Origin of the sequence: Nocardioides bruguierae (genome assembly GCF_023656415.1) — a bacterium.
Taxonomy (GTDB): Bacteria; Actinomycetota; Actinomycetes; order Propionibacteriales; family Nocardioidaceae; genus Nocardioides; species Nocardioides bruguierae.
The window spans coordinates 208,641-223,462 of record NZ_JAMOIL010000001.1 but is presented as its reverse complement, the minus strand read 5'-3'; the positions used below and the strand labels follow the sequence as shown (position 1 = coordinate 223,462).

The 14,822-nt window shown below is 72.5% G+C and carries 11 protein-coding genes and 1 pseudogene; 2 read left to right on the top strand and 10 right to left on the bottom strand.

The window, feature by feature from the left end; translation table 11 throughout:
• The 7 genes and pseudogenes from gap to uvrA all read right to left on the bottom strand — a co-directional run bounded on the left by gap (nt 1) and on the right by uvrA (nt 9,990).
• The gene (gap, locus tag M8330_RS01100; protein ID WP_250052000.1) at nt 1-996 is read right to left on the bottom strand and encodes a type I glyceraldehyde-3-phosphate dehydrogenase; all 996 of its coding nucleotides are present in this window, start codon (nt 994-996) and stop codon (nt 1-3) included.
• A 262-nt stretch (nt 997-1,258) separates the two neighbouring features.
• Nucleotides 1,259-2,245 (bottom strand): DNA-binding protein WhiA, encoded by a 987-nt coding sequence (gene whiA / locus M8330_RS01095; protein WP_250051999.1) that lies wholly within the window; start codon nt 2,243-2,245, stop codon nt 1,259-1,261.
• Between the two features lie 116 nt (nt 2,246-2,361).
• Nucleotides 2,362-3,315 (bottom strand): annotated as a pseudogene (locus M8330_RS01090) (gluconeogenesis factor YvcK family protein); the annotation flags it as partial.
• Entirely contained in the window at nt 3,312-4,247 is a 936-nt protein-coding gene (gene rapZ, locus M8330_RS01085; protein ID WP_284704048.1) for an RNase adapter RapZ, read from the bottom strand. The gene rapZ and the pseudogene M8330_RS01090, both read right to left, overlap by 4 nt.
• Nucleotides 4,244-6,316, bottom strand: a complete 2,073-nt coding sequence (gene uvrC, locus M8330_RS01080; RefSeq protein ID WP_250825835.1) for an excinuclease ABC subunit UvrC — start codon at nt 6,314-6,316, stop codon at nt 4,244-4,246. Before uvrC ends, rapZ begins: the two co-directional genes overlap by 4 nt.
• Before the next feature lie 57 nt (nt 6,317-6,373).
• Nucleotides 6,374-6,859, bottom strand: coding sequence for a Rieske (2Fe-2S) protein (locus M8330_RS01075; RefSeq protein WP_250825834.1), 486 nt, complete (start codon nt 6,857-6,859; stop codon nt 6,374-6,376).
• Nucleotides 6,860-6,978: 119 nt separating this feature from the next.
• Entirely contained in the window at nt 6,979-9,990 is a 3,012-nt protein-coding gene (gene uvrA, locus M8330_RS01070) for an excinuclease ABC subunit UvrA (RefSeq protein WP_250825833.1), read from the bottom strand.
• 225 nt (nt 9,991-10,215) lie between these two features.
• Here uvrA and M8330_RS01065 point away from each other — a divergent pair, with 225 nt between their 5' ends.
• Nucleotides 10,216-10,890, top strand: a complete 675-nt coding sequence (locus tag M8330_RS01065; RefSeq protein ID WP_250825832.1) for an MBL fold metallo-hydrolase — start codon at nt 10,216-10,218, stop codon at nt 10,888-10,890.
• Between the two features lie 10 nt (nt 10,891-10,900).
• Here M8330_RS01065 and M8330_RS01060 read toward each other — a convergent pair whose 3' ends face one another.
• Both M8330_RS01060 and M8330_RS01055 read right to left on the bottom strand, forming a co-directional pair.
• The gene (locus M8330_RS01060; RefSeq protein WP_250825831.1) at nt 10,901-11,545 is read right to left on the bottom strand and encodes a hypothetical protein; all 645 of its coding nucleotides are present in this window, start codon (nt 11,543-11,545) and stop codon (nt 10,901-10,903) included.
• A 325-nt stretch (nt 11,546-11,870) separates the two neighbouring features.
• Nucleotides 11,871-12,284 carry a hypothetical protein gene (locus tag M8330_RS01055; protein ID WP_250825830.1) on the bottom strand — a complete coding sequence of 138 codons (414 nt, stop codon included), beginning with the start codon at nt 12,282-12,284 and terminating at the stop codon, nt 11,871-11,873.
• Between the two features lie 171 nt (nt 12,285-12,455).
• On the opposite strand from M8330_RS01055, the gene map reads away from it, so the two are divergent.
• Entirely contained in the window at nt 12,456-13,223 is a 768-nt protein-coding gene (map, locus tag M8330_RS01050; RefSeq protein WP_250051986.1) for a type I methionyl aminopeptidase, read from the top strand.
• Between the two features lie 325 nt (nt 13,224-13,548).
• On the opposite strand, the gene M8330_RS01045 is transcribed toward map, so the two are convergent.
• On the bottom strand, nt 13,549-14,784 hold the full coding sequence (locus tag M8330_RS01045; protein WP_250825829.1) for a DUF480 domain-containing protein: 1,236 nt from the start codon (nt 14,782-14,784) through the stop codon (nt 13,549-13,551).
• Nucleotides 14,785-14,822 lie beyond the last annotated feature (38 nt).

Here is a 14,822-nt window from a genome sequence, read left to right as displayed (position 1 = left end):
TCAGAGGGTCTCCCCGACGTGCGCGATCAGGTCGACGAGGCGGTTGGAGTAGCCCCACTCGTTGTCGTACCAGCCGGCCACCTTGACGGTGTTGCCGATGACCTTGGTCAGCGGTGCGTCGAACACGCACGAGGCCGGGTCGGTGACGATGTCGGAGGAGACGATCGGCGCGGTCGAGTACTTGAGGAACTTGCCGTCGGACGCGGCCTTGACGATCTCGTTGACCTCCTCGACGGAGGTCTCGCGCGAGGCCTCGAAGGTGAGGTCGGTGAGCGAGCCGGTCGGAGTGGGCACGCGGAGGGCGTAGCCGTCCAGCTTGCCCTTGAGCTCGGGGAGCACGAGGCCGATCGCCTTCGCCGCACCGGTGGAGGTGGGGACGATGTTGAGGGCGGCGGCGCGGGCGCGGCGCAGGTCCTTGTGGATGTTGTCCTGCAGGTTCTGGTCCGCGGTGTAGGCGTGCACCGTGGTCATGAGGCCCTTGGTGATGCCGAGGCCGTCGTTGAGCGCCTTCGCCATCGGGGCCAGGCAGTTGGTCGTGCACGAGGCGTTGGAGATCACGGTGTGCGCGGCCGGGTCGTACAGGTCGTGGTTCACGCCCATCACGATGGTGATGTCCTCGTTGGAGGCGGGCGCGGAGATGATGACCTTCTTGGCGCCGGCGTCGACGTGGGCCTTGGCCTTGGTGGCGTCGGTGAAGAAGCCGGTGGACTCGACGACGACGTCCACGTCCAGCTCGCCCCAGGCGAGGTTGGCGGGCTCGCGCTCAGAGGTGACCTTGATGGTCTTGCCGCCCACGATGATCGCGTCGTCGGTCGCCTCGACGTCCTCGGGCAGCACACCGAGGATCGAGTCGTACTTCAGCAGGTGGGCCAGCACGGAGTTGGCGGTCAGGTCGTTGATGCCGACGATCTCGACGTCAGCACCCGAGGCCGCCACGGCCCGGAAGAAGTTGCGGCCGATGCGGCCGAATCCGTTGATACCTACACGAACGGTCACTGCTGCTCCTGCTCAGATAGTCAGGTGAGGGTCGCGGCGAGTTCGGTCCCGCCGCTGCGAGGCCTGGTTCGGTCCAGACCCCTCGACCCTAGCGGGCCGAGGGCCCCAGCGGGATGGCGGCGTCCGTGCTACGAGCAGGTAACGAGGTGATGTCGGACTCCTCTCGCCGCCGTGTCACGTGCTGGCCACCGTGCATCTGCCAAGCCACGCCCGACGAGCGATTGGAACGATCGAAAAATCCCCGCCGGGCGCGTCGCCCGGTTCAGGCCTCGTCGGCGAGCATCTCGGCGGTCAGCGACGACTCGGTGTCGGGGATGCCCAGGTCCTCGGCACGCTTGTCGGCCATCGCCAGGAGCCGGCGGATGCGTCCGGCGATCGCGTCCTTCGTGAGCACGGGGTCGTGCAGCTGGCCCAGCTCCTCCAGGGACGCCTGCTTGTGCTCGATCCGCAACGCGCCGGCGAGCTTGAGGTGGTCGGGCACCTCGTCGCCGAGGATCTCCAGCGCGCGCTCCACCCGGGCACCGGCCGCGACGGCGGCCCGGGCCGAGCGGCGGAGGTTGGCGTCGTCGAAGTTGGCGAGCCGGTTGGCCGTGGCACGCACCTCGCGGCGCATCCGACGCTCCTCCCACGCCAGCAGCGACTCGTGCGCCCCCAGTCGGGTCAGCAGCTGCCCGATGGCGTCGCCGTCGCGGACGACCACGCGGTCGACGCCGCGCACCTCCCGTGCCTTGGCCGAGATCCCGAGGCGACGTGCGACGCCGACGAGCGCGAGGGCGGCCTCGGAACCCGGGCAGGTGATCTCCATGGAGCTCGAGCGGCCCGGCTCGGTCAGCGAGCCGTGCGCGAGGAAGGCGCCGCGCCACGCGGCGACCGCGTCGCAGGTGCCGCCGGAGACGACGGCGGGCGGGAGGCCCCGCACCGGTCGGCCACGCTGGTCCAGGAGGCCGGTCTGGCGGGCCAGCGCGTCCCCGTCCCGGTGGACCCGGACGAGGTAGCGGCTGCCCTTGCGCAGGCCGTTGCCCTGCACCATCACGATCTCGGAGGAGGCGTTGAAGACCTCGGCGATGTCCTTGCGGAGCCGCCGTGCGGCTGCACCCGTGTCGAGCTCGGCCTCGATGACGACCTTGCCGCTCACCAGGTGGAGGCCACCGGCGAACCGCAGCATCGTCGCCACCTCGGCCTTGCGGCAGCACGTGCGGGTGACCTGCGTGTTCGCGAGCTCCGCCTTGACCTGTGCCGTCATCGCCATGCGGACGATCCTGCCACGCGGACTCCCTGCGCACCCGTTCCGGGGACGGTGTCGCGCCCGGTGTCGTGCCCGGTGTCGTGACCCGTGCCGCGGCCCGTGTCATCCCCGGAATCGGTGACGAGCCCCTCCAGCGCGCCCGCGAGCAGGTGCACGTCGTGCCGCGGGGTGCCGTCGGCCATGGCCACCGGCGTGACGACGAGGCGCGCGCCGCAGCCGGCCGCCTCTCGCTCGAGGGCGGGGAGGGTCCGGCCGTCGAGCATGCGGGGGTCGACCACCACGGCGTCGACGCGCAGGTCGGGGGCGTGCTCGCGCAGGACGCGCAGGTGGTCGGCGGGCGCGAAGCCGCCGGTCTCCCCCGGCTGCTCGGCCAGGTTCAGGACGACGGCCACCCGGGCGCGCGTGCTCACCAGCGCCTCCCGCAGGCCGGGCACCATCAGGTGCGGGAGCACGGAGGTGAACCACGAGCCGGGCCCCAGCAGCACCCAGTCGGCCACGCTCACCGCGGCGAGCGCCTCGTCGCACGGGACCGGGTCGTGCGGCTCCAGGGCCACGGACTCGATCCGACCCGGGGTGGTGGCCACCTCCACCTGGCCACGGACGGTCGAGACCGCGTCCGGGGCCCCGGGGTCGGCGCCGCGCACCTGCGCCCGGATGTCCATCGGCGAGAGCGCCATGGGCAGCACCCGGCCCTGCGCCCCGAGCAGCCTCCCCACGAGGTCCAGGGCGGCGACAAGGTCACCCAGCTGCTCCCAGAGCGCCACGATCAGCAGGTTGCCGACGTTGTGGCCCCGCATCTCGCCGTCGCCGGCGAAGCGGTGCTGGAGCACCCGCTCCCACGTGCCGCCCCAGTCGTCGGAGCCGCAGAGCGCCGCCAGGGCCATCCGCAGGTCCCCCGGCGGCAGCACCCCGAACTCCCCCCGCAGCCGGCCCGAGGAACCGCCGTTGTCCGCCACGGTGACCACCGCGGTCACCTCGTCCACGACGCCGTCGTAGCTGAGCTCGCGCAGCGCGCGCAGCGTGGCGTGCAGCCCGTGCCCGCCGCCGAGCGCGACGACACGTCGGGTGCTCACTCCCGCCCCAGGTCGCGGTGGGTGGTCGTCGCCTGGAGGCCCTGCTCGACGAGACGTCGGGCCACCTCCTCGGTCATGGCGACGCTGCGGTGCTTGCCCCCGGTGCAGCCGATGGCGATCCGCATGAAGCGCTTGCCCTCGCGCACGTAGCCCTCGGCGACGCCCGTGAGCACCGGCAGGTAGCCGTCCAGGAACTCGGCCGCGCCCGGCTGGGAGAGCACGTAGTCGGAGACCTCCGCGTCGCGGCCCGTGGAGGCGCGCAGCTCGGGGATCCAGTGCGGGTTCGGCAGGAACCGCATGTCCGCGACGTAGTCGGCGTCGACCGGGATGCCGTACTTGAAGCCGAAGCTGACGACGCGAATGCGCAGGCGCGTGGACTCCGGGTCGCCGAAGGACTCGCGGATGCGCTTGGTCAGCTGGTGGACGTTCAGCGACGTGGTGTCGATCAGCAGGTCGGCGTCGCCACGCAGGGCGGCGAGCACCTCGCGCTCGCGCTGCAGGCCGTCGAGGAGCCGACCGCTGCCCTGGAGCGGGTGCGGGCGGCGGGCCGCCTCCTGGCGCCGCACCAGGACCTCGTCACCGGCCTCGAGGAAGAGCAGCGTGGACCGTCGTCCGTGCGCCCCCTCGGCCAGGTGCTGCTGGAGGGAGTCGAAGAACGACCCCGACCGCACGTCGACCACCACCGCGACCGGCTGGGCCACGCCGCGACTGTCGTCGACCAGCCGGACCACGTCCACCAGCAGGCTCGGCGGGAGGTTGTCCACGACGTAGTACCCGAGGTCCTCCAGCTCCTTGGCGGCGGTGCTGCGCCCGGCACCGGTCATCCCGGTGACGACCACGAGGGGTCCTGCCTCGGCCTGCCCCGGCGACGCCGGCGCATCGCTGCCGGAGTCGCTGCCGGTGTGGCTCACGGGTTCGCTGCTGGTGCTCATGCTTCCTCGATCTCGCCGGTGGCGGTGTTGACGACCCACCCGCGCTCGCCCGTGGAGGTCGAGGGGGTCGTGGACGCGTCGGTGCCGTTCCCATCCTCGCCGCTCGCGGCGCCTTCGGCAGGCTGCGACCCACCGGGGTCGACCGCCGTCTTGATCGCCGTGGCCGTGCGCGGGCCGATGCCGGGCACGGCGGCGATCTCCTCGACGGTGGCCGCACGGAGCTTCTTCAGGGACCCGAAGTGGGTCATGAGGGTCTTGCGCCGCACCTCACCGAGGCCCGGCACGTCGTCGAGGACCGACTCGACCATGGACTTCGAGCGGCGGCTGCGGTGGTGGGTGATGGCGAAGCGGTGGGCCTCGTCGCGCAGGCGCTGGAGCAGGTAGAGCCCCTCGGAGGTGCGCGGGAGGATCACCGGGTCCTCGTCGTCCGGGATCCAGACCTCCTCCAGCCGCTTGGCCAGCCCGCACACCGGCACGTCGTCGATGCCCAGCTCGTCGAGGGCCGCCTTGGCGGCCGCGACCTGCGGCGGGCCTCCGTCCACGACCACGAGTCCCGGCTGGTAGGCGAACTTGCGCGGGCGGCCCGTCTCCGGGTCGACCAGCATCGGACCGCTGTCGCCGTCCCCGGGGCGGTACTCGCTGCGCGCCTGCTCGTCGAGCAGCCGCCTGAACCTGCGGGTGATGACCTCGTGCATGGACGCGACGTCGTTCTGCCCGTCGACGCCCTTGATGACGAAGCGCCGGTACTCGGACTTGCGGGCCAGGCCGTCCTCGAAGACCACCATGGACGCGACGACCTCGGTGCCCTGCAGGTTGGAGATGTCGTAGCACTCGATGCGCAGCGGCACGTCGTCGAGCGCGAGCGCCTCCTGGATCTCCTCCAGGGCCCGGTTGCGGGTGGTCAGGTCGCTGGCGCGCTTGGTCTTGTGCAGCGCCAGGGACTGCTTCGCGTTCTTCTCCACCGTCTCCAGCAACGTGCGCTTGTCCCCGCGCTGCGGGACCCGGACCTGGACGCGGGAGCCGCGCCGCTCCCCCAGCAGCTCCTCGAGGGTCTCGGTGTCGGTGGGCATCTGCGGCACCAGGATCTCCTTGGGCACCGCCTCCCCCGACTCCCCGGCGTAGAGCTGGAGCAGGAAGGTCTCGACCAGGTCGGCGGTGTCGCCGGAGTCCATCCGGTCCGCCACCCAGCCACGCTGCCCGCGGATGCGGCCGCCGCGGACGTAGAACACCTGCACGGCCACCTCGAGCGGGTCCTCCGCCAGGGCGACGACGTCGGCGTCCGCCCCGTCGCCGAGGACGACGGCCTGCTTCTCCAGGGCGCGGTTCATGGCCCCGAGGTCGTCGCGCAGCCGGGCCGCGCGCTCGAAGTCGAGGTCCTCGCTGGCCGCGTACATCTCCTTCTCCACGCGTCGGACGAACGCCTGGGTGCGCCCGCCCATGAAGTCGCAGAAGTCGTCCACGATCGCGCGGTGCTCCTCCGGAGAGACCTTGCCGACGCAGGGCGCGGAGCACTTGTCGATGTAGCCCAGCAGGCACGGCCGGCCGATCTGGGCGGAGCGCTTGAACACGCCGTTGCTGCACGAGCGCATCGGGAAGACGCGCAGGAGCACGTCGACGGTCTCGCGGATGGCCCAGGCGTGGCTGTAGGGCCCGAAGTAGCGGGTGCCGCGTCGCTTGGCGCCCCGGCCGACCATCACCCGGGGAAACTCCTCCGACATCGTCACAGCGAGCCACGGGTAGGACTTGTCGTCGCGGTACTTGACGTTGAACCGGGGGTCGAACTCCTTGATCCAGGAGTACTCCAGCTGGAGCGCCTCGACCTCGGTGTTGACCACCGTCCACTCCACGCTGCGCGCGGTCGTGACCATGGTCGCCGTGCGCGGGTGCAGGTTGTGGATCGGCTGGAAGTAGTTCGAGAGCCTCGCCCGCAGGCTGTTGGCCTTGCCCACGTAGATGACGCGGCCGTGGCCGTCCCGGAACTTGTAGACCCCTGGCTGCGTGGGGATGGTGCCCGGCTCGGGTCGGTAGGACAGGGGGTCGGAGGTCCTCGTCACGCGTCGTGCAGCCACCGCGTCAGCCTACGAGCCGGGTCCGACAGGTGCGTCACCCGCGACGCGGCCCTGGTCTCAGGCGACCGTGACCTCGTCGCCGTCGACGGTCACCTCGACGCTGCCCAGCGGGGACGGGGCAGGGCCGGAGACGACCTCGCCGGTCGCGACGTCGAAGACCGAGTTGTGGCAGGTGCAGACGATCCCGTCGGCGCTGATCTGGCTGACGATGCAGCCCTGGTGCGTGCAGACGGCCGAGAAGCCCTTGTACTCGCCCTCGGTGGGCTGGGTGACGACGACCTCGGCGTCGGTGTAGATCACGCCACTGCCCACCGGCACGTCGGCCGCGGCCCCGAGGGCCTCGCCGGACGTGGCGGTCGGCTCGGTGTCGGTGGCGGCCTCCTCGGAGGAGCCGCAGGCAGCCAGCACCGGCGCCGTGAGGCCGGCTGCGCCCAGCCCGAGGGCGCGGCGGCGGCTCAGGCCGTGCCCGGCGCCGCAGCAGCACCCGGTGGAGCCCGAGTGCTGGTCCGTGGTGGAGGAGTCGGTCTGCTGGGCGTCGGTCACGGCGTTCTCCTGCGGTCCGGTGCGGGTCCCGAGGCGCGCACGCGCCCCGTCGGTGTGCCGAACCTACCGGGGCCCGCCCAGCACGAGCGGCTCGTCGCGGCGACCAGCGCGTCGCGGGGTCAGGCCTTCTTCTTCCTCGTCCGGGAGGCCGCCCGCTCGTTCGCCGCCCGGCTGGCCGCCTGGCGGCGGGTCCCGCGCGTGGGCGCCGGCGCCTCGCTGGCCGGCAGCATGCGCTTCGGCTGCTCGGCCTCCTTGCCCTCCAGGAGGGGCTGGAGGAAGCGTCCGGTGTGGCTCTCCGGGGTGCCGGCCACCTTCTCCGGCGTCCCCTCGACGACGACGGTGCCGCCACCGGAGCCGCCCTCGGGGCCCATGTCGACCAGCCAGTCGGCCGACTTGATGACGTCGAGGTTGTGCTCGATCACGAGCACGGTGTTGCCGTTGTCGACGAGCTTGTGCAGGACGAGGAGCAGCTTGCGGATGTCCTCGAAGTGCAGGCCGGTCGTGGGCTCGTCCAGGACGTAGACCGTGCGGCCGGTCGAGCGCTTCTGCAGCTCCGCGGCCAGCTTGACGCGCTGCGCCTCGCCGCCCGACAGCGTGGTCGCCGGCTGACCGAGACGCACGTACCCCAGGCCGACCTCGACCAGGGTCTTGAGGTGCCGGTTGATCGCGGGGACGGCCTCGAAGAAGTCGACGGCCTCCTCGATCGGCATGTCGAGGACCTCGGCGATGGTCTTGCCCTTGTAGTGCACCTCGAGCGTCTCGCGGTTGTACCGGGCGCCGTGGCAGACCTCGCACGGCACGTAGACGTCCGGCAGGAAGTTCATCTCGATCTTGATGGTGCCGTCGCCGGAGCAGGCCTCGCAGCGTCCGCCCTTGACGTTGAACGAGAAGCGGCCCTGCAGGTAGCCGCGGACCTTCGCCTCCTGGGTGGCCGCGAACAGCTTGCGCACGTGGTCGAAGACGCCCGTGTAGGTGGCCGGGTTCGACCGCGGGGTGCGGCCGATCGGCGACTGGTCGACGTGGATCACCTTGTCCACGTGCTCCATGCCGGTGATGGCCCGGTGCCGCCCGGGCAGCGTGCGGGCGTTGTAGAGCTCCTTGGCCAGCGACGTGTAGAGGATGTCGTTGACCAGGGTGGACTTGCCGGAACCCGAGACGCCGGTGACCGCCACGAGGAGCCCCAGCGGGAACGAGACGTCCACGTTGCGCAGGTTGTTCTCCCGCGCGCCGAGGACGGCGAGCTCGCGACCCTTGGTGCGGGGGCGCCGCACGGCGGGGACGGGGATCTCCCGGCGGCCGGAGAGATACATGCCCGTCAGCGAGTCGGGGTGGGCGTAGAGGTCCTCGACGGTGCCGGAGTGGACCACCTGGCCGCCGTGCTCGCCCGCACCCGGACCGATGTCGACCACCCAGTCGGCCACCTTCATCGTGTCCTCGTCGTGCTCCACGACGATCAGCGTGTTGCCGAGGTCGCGCAGGCGCACCAGCGTCTCGATCAGGCGCGCGTTGTCGCGCTGGTGCAGGCCGATGGACGGCTCGTCCAGCACGTACAGGACGCCGACAAGGCCGGCACCGATCTGCGTCGCCAGGCGGATGCGCTGGGCCTCACCACCCGAGAGCGAGCCCGAGGGACGCGCCAGCGAGAGGTACTCCAGGCCGACGTCGAGGAGGAACTGGAGCCGCTCGTTGATCTCCTTGAGGACCCGCTCGCCGATCTGCCGCTCGCGCGCCGTCATGTCCAGGTCGGCCAGGAACTCGGCCGCCTCGCTGATCGAGAGGGCGCAGACCTGCGCGATGCCGAGCTCGCGACCGTCGCGGGAGGTCACCGTCACCGCACGGACGGTCTCGCGCAGGCGCGTGCCCTCGCACGTGGGGCAGGGCACCTCACGCATGAAGCCCTCGAACCGCTCGCGGCTCGTGTCCGACTCGGCCTCGCGGTGCCGGCGCTCGATGTAGGAGCGGACACCCTCGAACTGGGCGTCGTAGGCACGCTGCCGCCCGTAGCGGTTGCGGGTGACCACGTGCACCTTGGTCGAGTGCCCCTCGATGATCGAGCGCCGCGCCTTGGCGGGCATCTCCTCCCAGGGCGTGTTCAGGTCGAAGCCGAGCTCGTCGCCCAGCGCGCCGAGCAGCCGCAGGAAGTAGTCGCTCACGTGCGCGTGGGCCCACGGCACGATCGCGCCCTCGCCCAGGGTCGCGGACGGGTTGGGCACGACCAGCTCGGGGTCGACCTCCATCCGCGTGCCGATGCCCGAGCACGCCGGGCAGGCGCCGAAGGGCGCGTTGAACGAGAACGAGCGCGGCTCGAGCTCCTCCACGTCGATGGCGTGCTCGTTGGGGCAGGCCATCTTCTCGCTGAACCGCATCTCGCGGCCCGGGTCGCCCTCCTCGAGGTCGACGAAGTCGAGCACGACCAGCCCGTCGGCCAGGCGCAGGGCGGTCTCGACGGAGTCGGTGAGGCGGCGCTTCGCGCTCTCCTTGACCGCGAGGCGGTCGATCACGACCTCGATGGTGTGCTTGAGCTTCTTGTCGAGCGTGGGCGGTGAGTCGAGCGTGTGGGTGGCGCCGTCGACCCGGACGCGGGAGTAGCCCTGCGTCTGGAGCTGGGAGAACAGCTCGACGTACTCGCCCTTGCGGCCGCGGACCACCGGCGCGAGGACCTGGAAGCGGCGGCCCTCCTCCAGCGTCAGCACCCGGTCCACGATCTGCTGCGGCGTCTGCCGCTCGATCAGGGAGCCGCAGGTGGGGCAGTGCGGCCGGCCGGCCCGTGCGTAGAGCAGGCGCAGGTAGTCGTACACCTCGGTGATGGTGCCCACCGTCGAGCGTGGGTTGCGCGAGGTGGACTTCTGGTCGATCGAGACCGCCGGGGAGAGGCCCTCGATGAAGTCGACGTCGGGCTTGTCCATCTGACCCAGGAACTGCCGGGCGTAGGCCGACAGCGACTCCACGTAGCGGCGCTGGCCCTCGGCGAAGATCGTGTCGAAGGCCAGCGAGGACTTGCCCGAGCCCGACAGGCCGCTGAAGACGATCAGCGAGTCGCGCGGCAGGTCGACCGACACGTCCTTCAGGTTGTGCTCGCGGGCACCACGCACCACCAGCTGGTTCAGCGCGGGGGTGCGGGCGTCGTCCACCACAGGAGCCTCCGACTCGGCCACAGGGGTCCTCTCCAGGCAGGGTGCCGCCCCACGGGCGTGGCGGGGCCACGGAGTGTCGGGGACGGCAGACGTTCGAACGTGCGTTCCCCAGCCTACGGTGTTCGCCAGGGAGGTCCCAGCCTCTCACGCGCCACCGACACCCCGGGTGGGTGAGCGCCCACCGCACGACCGGGCCCCACGCGGGCGGACGAGGAGCACCCCATGAGCGAGAGCTACACCGGCCAGGTCACCGTCGGCGGTCCGCCCGCCGTCCGGGAGATCGGCGACCTGCGCGTGACCAAGGTCGCGGTCGACCCGCGCATGGCGAACAACGCCTACCTGCTCACGTGCCTCTCCACCGGCGACCAGGTGCTGGTGGACGCGGCGGACGACGCACCCACGCTGCTGACCGTCCTCGACCCGGAGCGGCTCCGTGCGGTCGTCACCACGCACCAGCACTGGGACCACCACCGGGCGCTGGCCGACGTCGTGGCCGCGACCGGCGCCGAGGTGGTCGTGGGCGCCCCGGACGCCGCGGCGGTGTCCGAGCAGACGGGGGTGTCGGTCACGCGGGAGGTCTCCGACGGGGACACCGTGGCCGTGGGCTCCTGTGCCGTGGAGGTCGTGCGGGTCACCGGGCACACCCCCGGCGCGATCGTGCTGGCGTTCACCGAGCCCGGCGGCCGCGCCCACCTGTTCACCGGCGACTCGCTGTTCCCCGGTGGTCCGGGCAGGACGCCGGACCCCGAGGCGTTCGCCTCCATCATGGACGACCTGGAGACGAAAGTCTTCGCACGCTTCCGCGACGACACGTGGTTCTACCCCGGGCACGGGGACGACTCCACCCTCGGTACGGAGCGTCCCCGCCTCGCCGAGTGGCGAGCGCGGGGCTGGTGACACGCGAGCCTCAGGCCACGTGACGGCGGCCGGCGCGGCCGGTCTCCTCGAGTCCTCCGTAGGGCCAGCTGCCCGGGTGGGTGATGGTCAGCCCCGCCACGGTCTCGGTTCCGCCCGGAGCCAGCAGCTCCTCCTCGTCCCCCAGCATCTCGCGCAGCGGGATGCCCGAGGCGGTCGTGGGCTCCGGCATCGACACCACGGGGGCGTCCGCGGCGGGCATGCCCGGGGCGGTGACCTCGGGCAGCGCCGAGCCGCCCTCGGCACGGACGACCGGTCGGGCGGCGCGCGCCACAACCCGCACCTCCTGGTCGGCCGCGTAGCGTCGCAGCGCCGCGAGGTCCGGCAGCGTGTCGTCGGCCAGGTGGCGGCGCATCTCGTCCTCGTCGGTCCCAGCGCGGACGACGGCCGCCAGGACGTGGGCGTCGTGGCGGTGCGCCCACGCGCTCAGCACCGACACGTCCACGCGCGTGGTGGCCGTCATGACGTAGGCCGCGTCGGCGTGGTGGAGGCCCTCGGTGCGCAGCAGACGACCCAGCTCGGTCCGGGCGGACACGCCGGAGCTCGCGCCGGCCGGCGCGGGCGCGCGGCCGGCCGCCACGACGTACCAGACGATCGTCCCGAGCAGGCCGGTCATCGCGATCAGCAGCAGCATCATCAGTTCTTCCCCTTCCCGGAGGCCGAGGACTCGAACCTTGCTGGATCGATGGGGGCCGACGACGTCCGGTGCGTCGACGCCGCGGTGGCCGGACCTGGGGGTGGACCGGTCGCCCGCGCTTCCCAGGTCGACAGGCTCCATGGTGGGGCACCAGGACACCTGTCGGGAGGGTCGTAATGACAGTCCTGCCCTGGTCCGTTGCGACTACTGGTACGGCCCGTTCGGGCCATCTTCACCCTGGGGCGGACAAAAATGCCCCTCTGGGCGTTTGACCTGCATCATCCAGGGCACAGTGGCCCGTTACAGGTGTGCGCTCAGCTCGTCGTCAGCCTGGGTGACCACCGTCACCGCGACGCTCGTCGCGGGTGGCAGCACCCCGCAGGATCATCTCGGCCTCGGCCATGAGCCGGGCCACCGCGATCTCGATCGCGACCTCCTCGGCCCACCGGTCGGCAGCCCGCTGACTCGCCTCGTCCTCCGGCACGCCGGGTCCTTCGGCGACCGCCGGCTCGGCGACACGCCTCTCCACGACAGGCCTCTCGACGACAGGGGGCTGCGGGACGGCCGGCGACAGGGCCGGCCGCGCCATGGAGAGGAGCGGGACGAGCAGCAGCACCGGCGACGCGGCCAGGGCGAGGCCCAGGAGGAGGGCGAGGCCCGGCGCGGGGACGGTGTCGAGGGCGGCGCCGACGGCGGTGTCGAGCGTGTGGACGACGGGCGGGGCGGAGTGCACGGTCACGGGGGGCTCCTCACGGTCTCCGACGTGCGGGCGGCGCGCCTGGGGGGGAGAGACCGGGACGCACGGCACAACGAGCCGTAGCCCAGGGCGTCACGGCCAGGTGCGCGGCCGGGCCTGCGCCTGCCGCTCCCCCGCGCAGAGACACGCGCGCCGGTGCGTAGGCTCGGGCGCGTGATCGAGCTGCGCACCCCGACCCAGATCCAGCAGATGCGTCCCGCGGGACGCTTCGTGGCCGACGTCCTCACCGCCCTCCAGGGCGCCGCCGACGTGGGCGTCAACCTGCTCGAGCTGGACGCGCTCGCGCACGCCATGATCCGGGAGCGCGGGGCGGAGTCCTGCTACATCGACTACCACCCGAGCTTCGGCGCCTCGCCGTTCGGCAAGGTGCTGTGCACCTCCGTCAACGACGCGGTCCTGCACGGACTGCCGCACGACTACGTGCTGCGCGACGGCGACCTGCTCTCGGTCGACTTCGCAGCCTCCGTGGACGGCTGGGTGGCGGACTCCGCCCTCAGCGTCGTGGTGGGCACGCCGCGCGAGGAGGACCTGCGCCTCATCGAGACCACCACGCGGGCCCTGGACGCCGCGATCGGGGCCGCCACGGTGGGCAACCGCCTCGGCGACATCTCCGCGGCCATCGCCGGCGTGGCCCGGGCCGAGGGCCTCGCGATCAACACCCAGTTCGGTGGTCACGGCGTCGGACGGACCATGCACGGCGACCCCCACGTCCCCAACGACGGGCGAGCCGGACGCGGCCTCAAGCTCGCCGAGGGCCTCGTGATCGCCATCGAGCCGTGGTTCCTGCACACCACCGACGAGATCTACACCGACGCGGACGGGTGGACGCTCCGGTCCGCCGACGGCTCCCGCGGAGCCCACATGGAGCACACCGTGGCGATCACCGCGGAGGGGCCGCTCGTCCTCACCGCCCGGGACTGATCCCGGACCAGGGCCCGGGCCCTGCGACCCCGATCGGGTGACGTGGCGCACACCCCACCCCGCCGCGCTCCCGCTCCGCGTCCATGGGGCCTACCCTCTCCCCATGGAGACGACCGAGACGCAGACCCAGCAGGACCAGAAGGTTGCCGCCCCCGCCGTGACCGGCATGGTGGCCAATCCGCGCCGCACGAAGCTCTGACCCACGTCGGAGCACCCTTTCGACGTGTTCTCCGGCCCGGCCACCCGCGGGTGGCCGGGCCGGAGTGCTTCCGGAGTGCTTCCCGAGTGCTTCCCAGGCGCCTGGGAGTCGAGGAGCCGGCGTCGCTCAGGGCCGCCTCGCGAGCACGAACACGCGGTCAGAGTCCTCGCCGTCCTCGGGGCGGGCGCCCCGGACGTACCACTCCACGTCCTCCAGCCCCGCGGCCCGCACGGCCTCGACGAGCCGCGTCGGATCGGTGGGCACCACGGCCAGGCCGGTGACGTCGTAGCCCAGCCACTCCCCGACCCGATGCACCTCGGTGCCGGTGTACGTCGCGAGCAGGAGCTGCCCGCCGGGCGCCAGCGGACGGGCCAGGGCCGCGACCACGTCCGGCAGCTCGCCGGGGCTGAAGTGGTGGGTGGAGAACCAGGAGACGACCGCGCCCCAGCCCTCGGCGGCCTCGGGCCGCATCAGCCGACGCAGGTCTCCCACGTCGAAGCGCAGCTCGGGGTGCCGAGCGCGGGCGAGCGCGGCCATGGCGGGGCTGACGTCGAGGCCCCGGGCGTCGGCGCCCTGGGCGGCCAGGTAGGCCGTGACGTGTCCCGGGCCGGCACCGGCCTCGACCAGCGGGAGTCCCGTCTCGGCAGCGTGCTCCGCCACCCGCCAGAGCAGCCAGCGCTCCAGCGGAAGCCCCCAGCCGTCGAGCTCCGTGGCATAGCGCTCGGCGTAGGCGTCGGCCAGGCCGTCGTACATCCCCAGGACCACGGCGTCCCTGGCCTCCGGGCCGTCCTCGGCTCCGGCGTCGTCGGGCAGGGCGGGCGCGGCGGCGGCCGCGGCCCCCGGCTCCGGCCCGAGCAGGTGGGCCCAGCGGTGGTCCCGGTCGCCGGAGCGACGGTCGAGGCGGCGCACGAGCGGCTGCTCGCGGGCGGCCAGCTCCTCCAGCGTCCGCTCGACGTCCTCGCGGTCGGCGAAGGCGTGCAGCCGCTCGGTGCGCGAGCGCAGCTCGCCGGGCGACTGCGGACCGCGCAGCAGGAGCACCGTGAGCAGCGCCTTCTCGTCCTCGGCGAGGCCGAGCACCTCGTCCAGCGCCTGGTGGTACTTCAGGGTGCGCCGACCGCTGTCGGCCCACACGATGCGCAGCAGCCCCTGCTCCTTCAGCGCGCGGACCGTGGCCTCCACCGTCTGCTCGTCCAGGTCCATGACCGGCTCGCGCGAGCTGGACTGGTTGCACGCCGTGCGCAGTGCGTTGAGCGTCATCGGGTACGACCCCGGCACGGTGACCTGCTTCTCCATCAGCGCGCCCAGCACGCGCTGGGACACCTCGTCCAGGTCGGCCGCGTCGGCCGGGTGCGTCGTCGACATGGCCCCACCCTAGTGAGGCCCGCCAGCGGCGCGAGGTA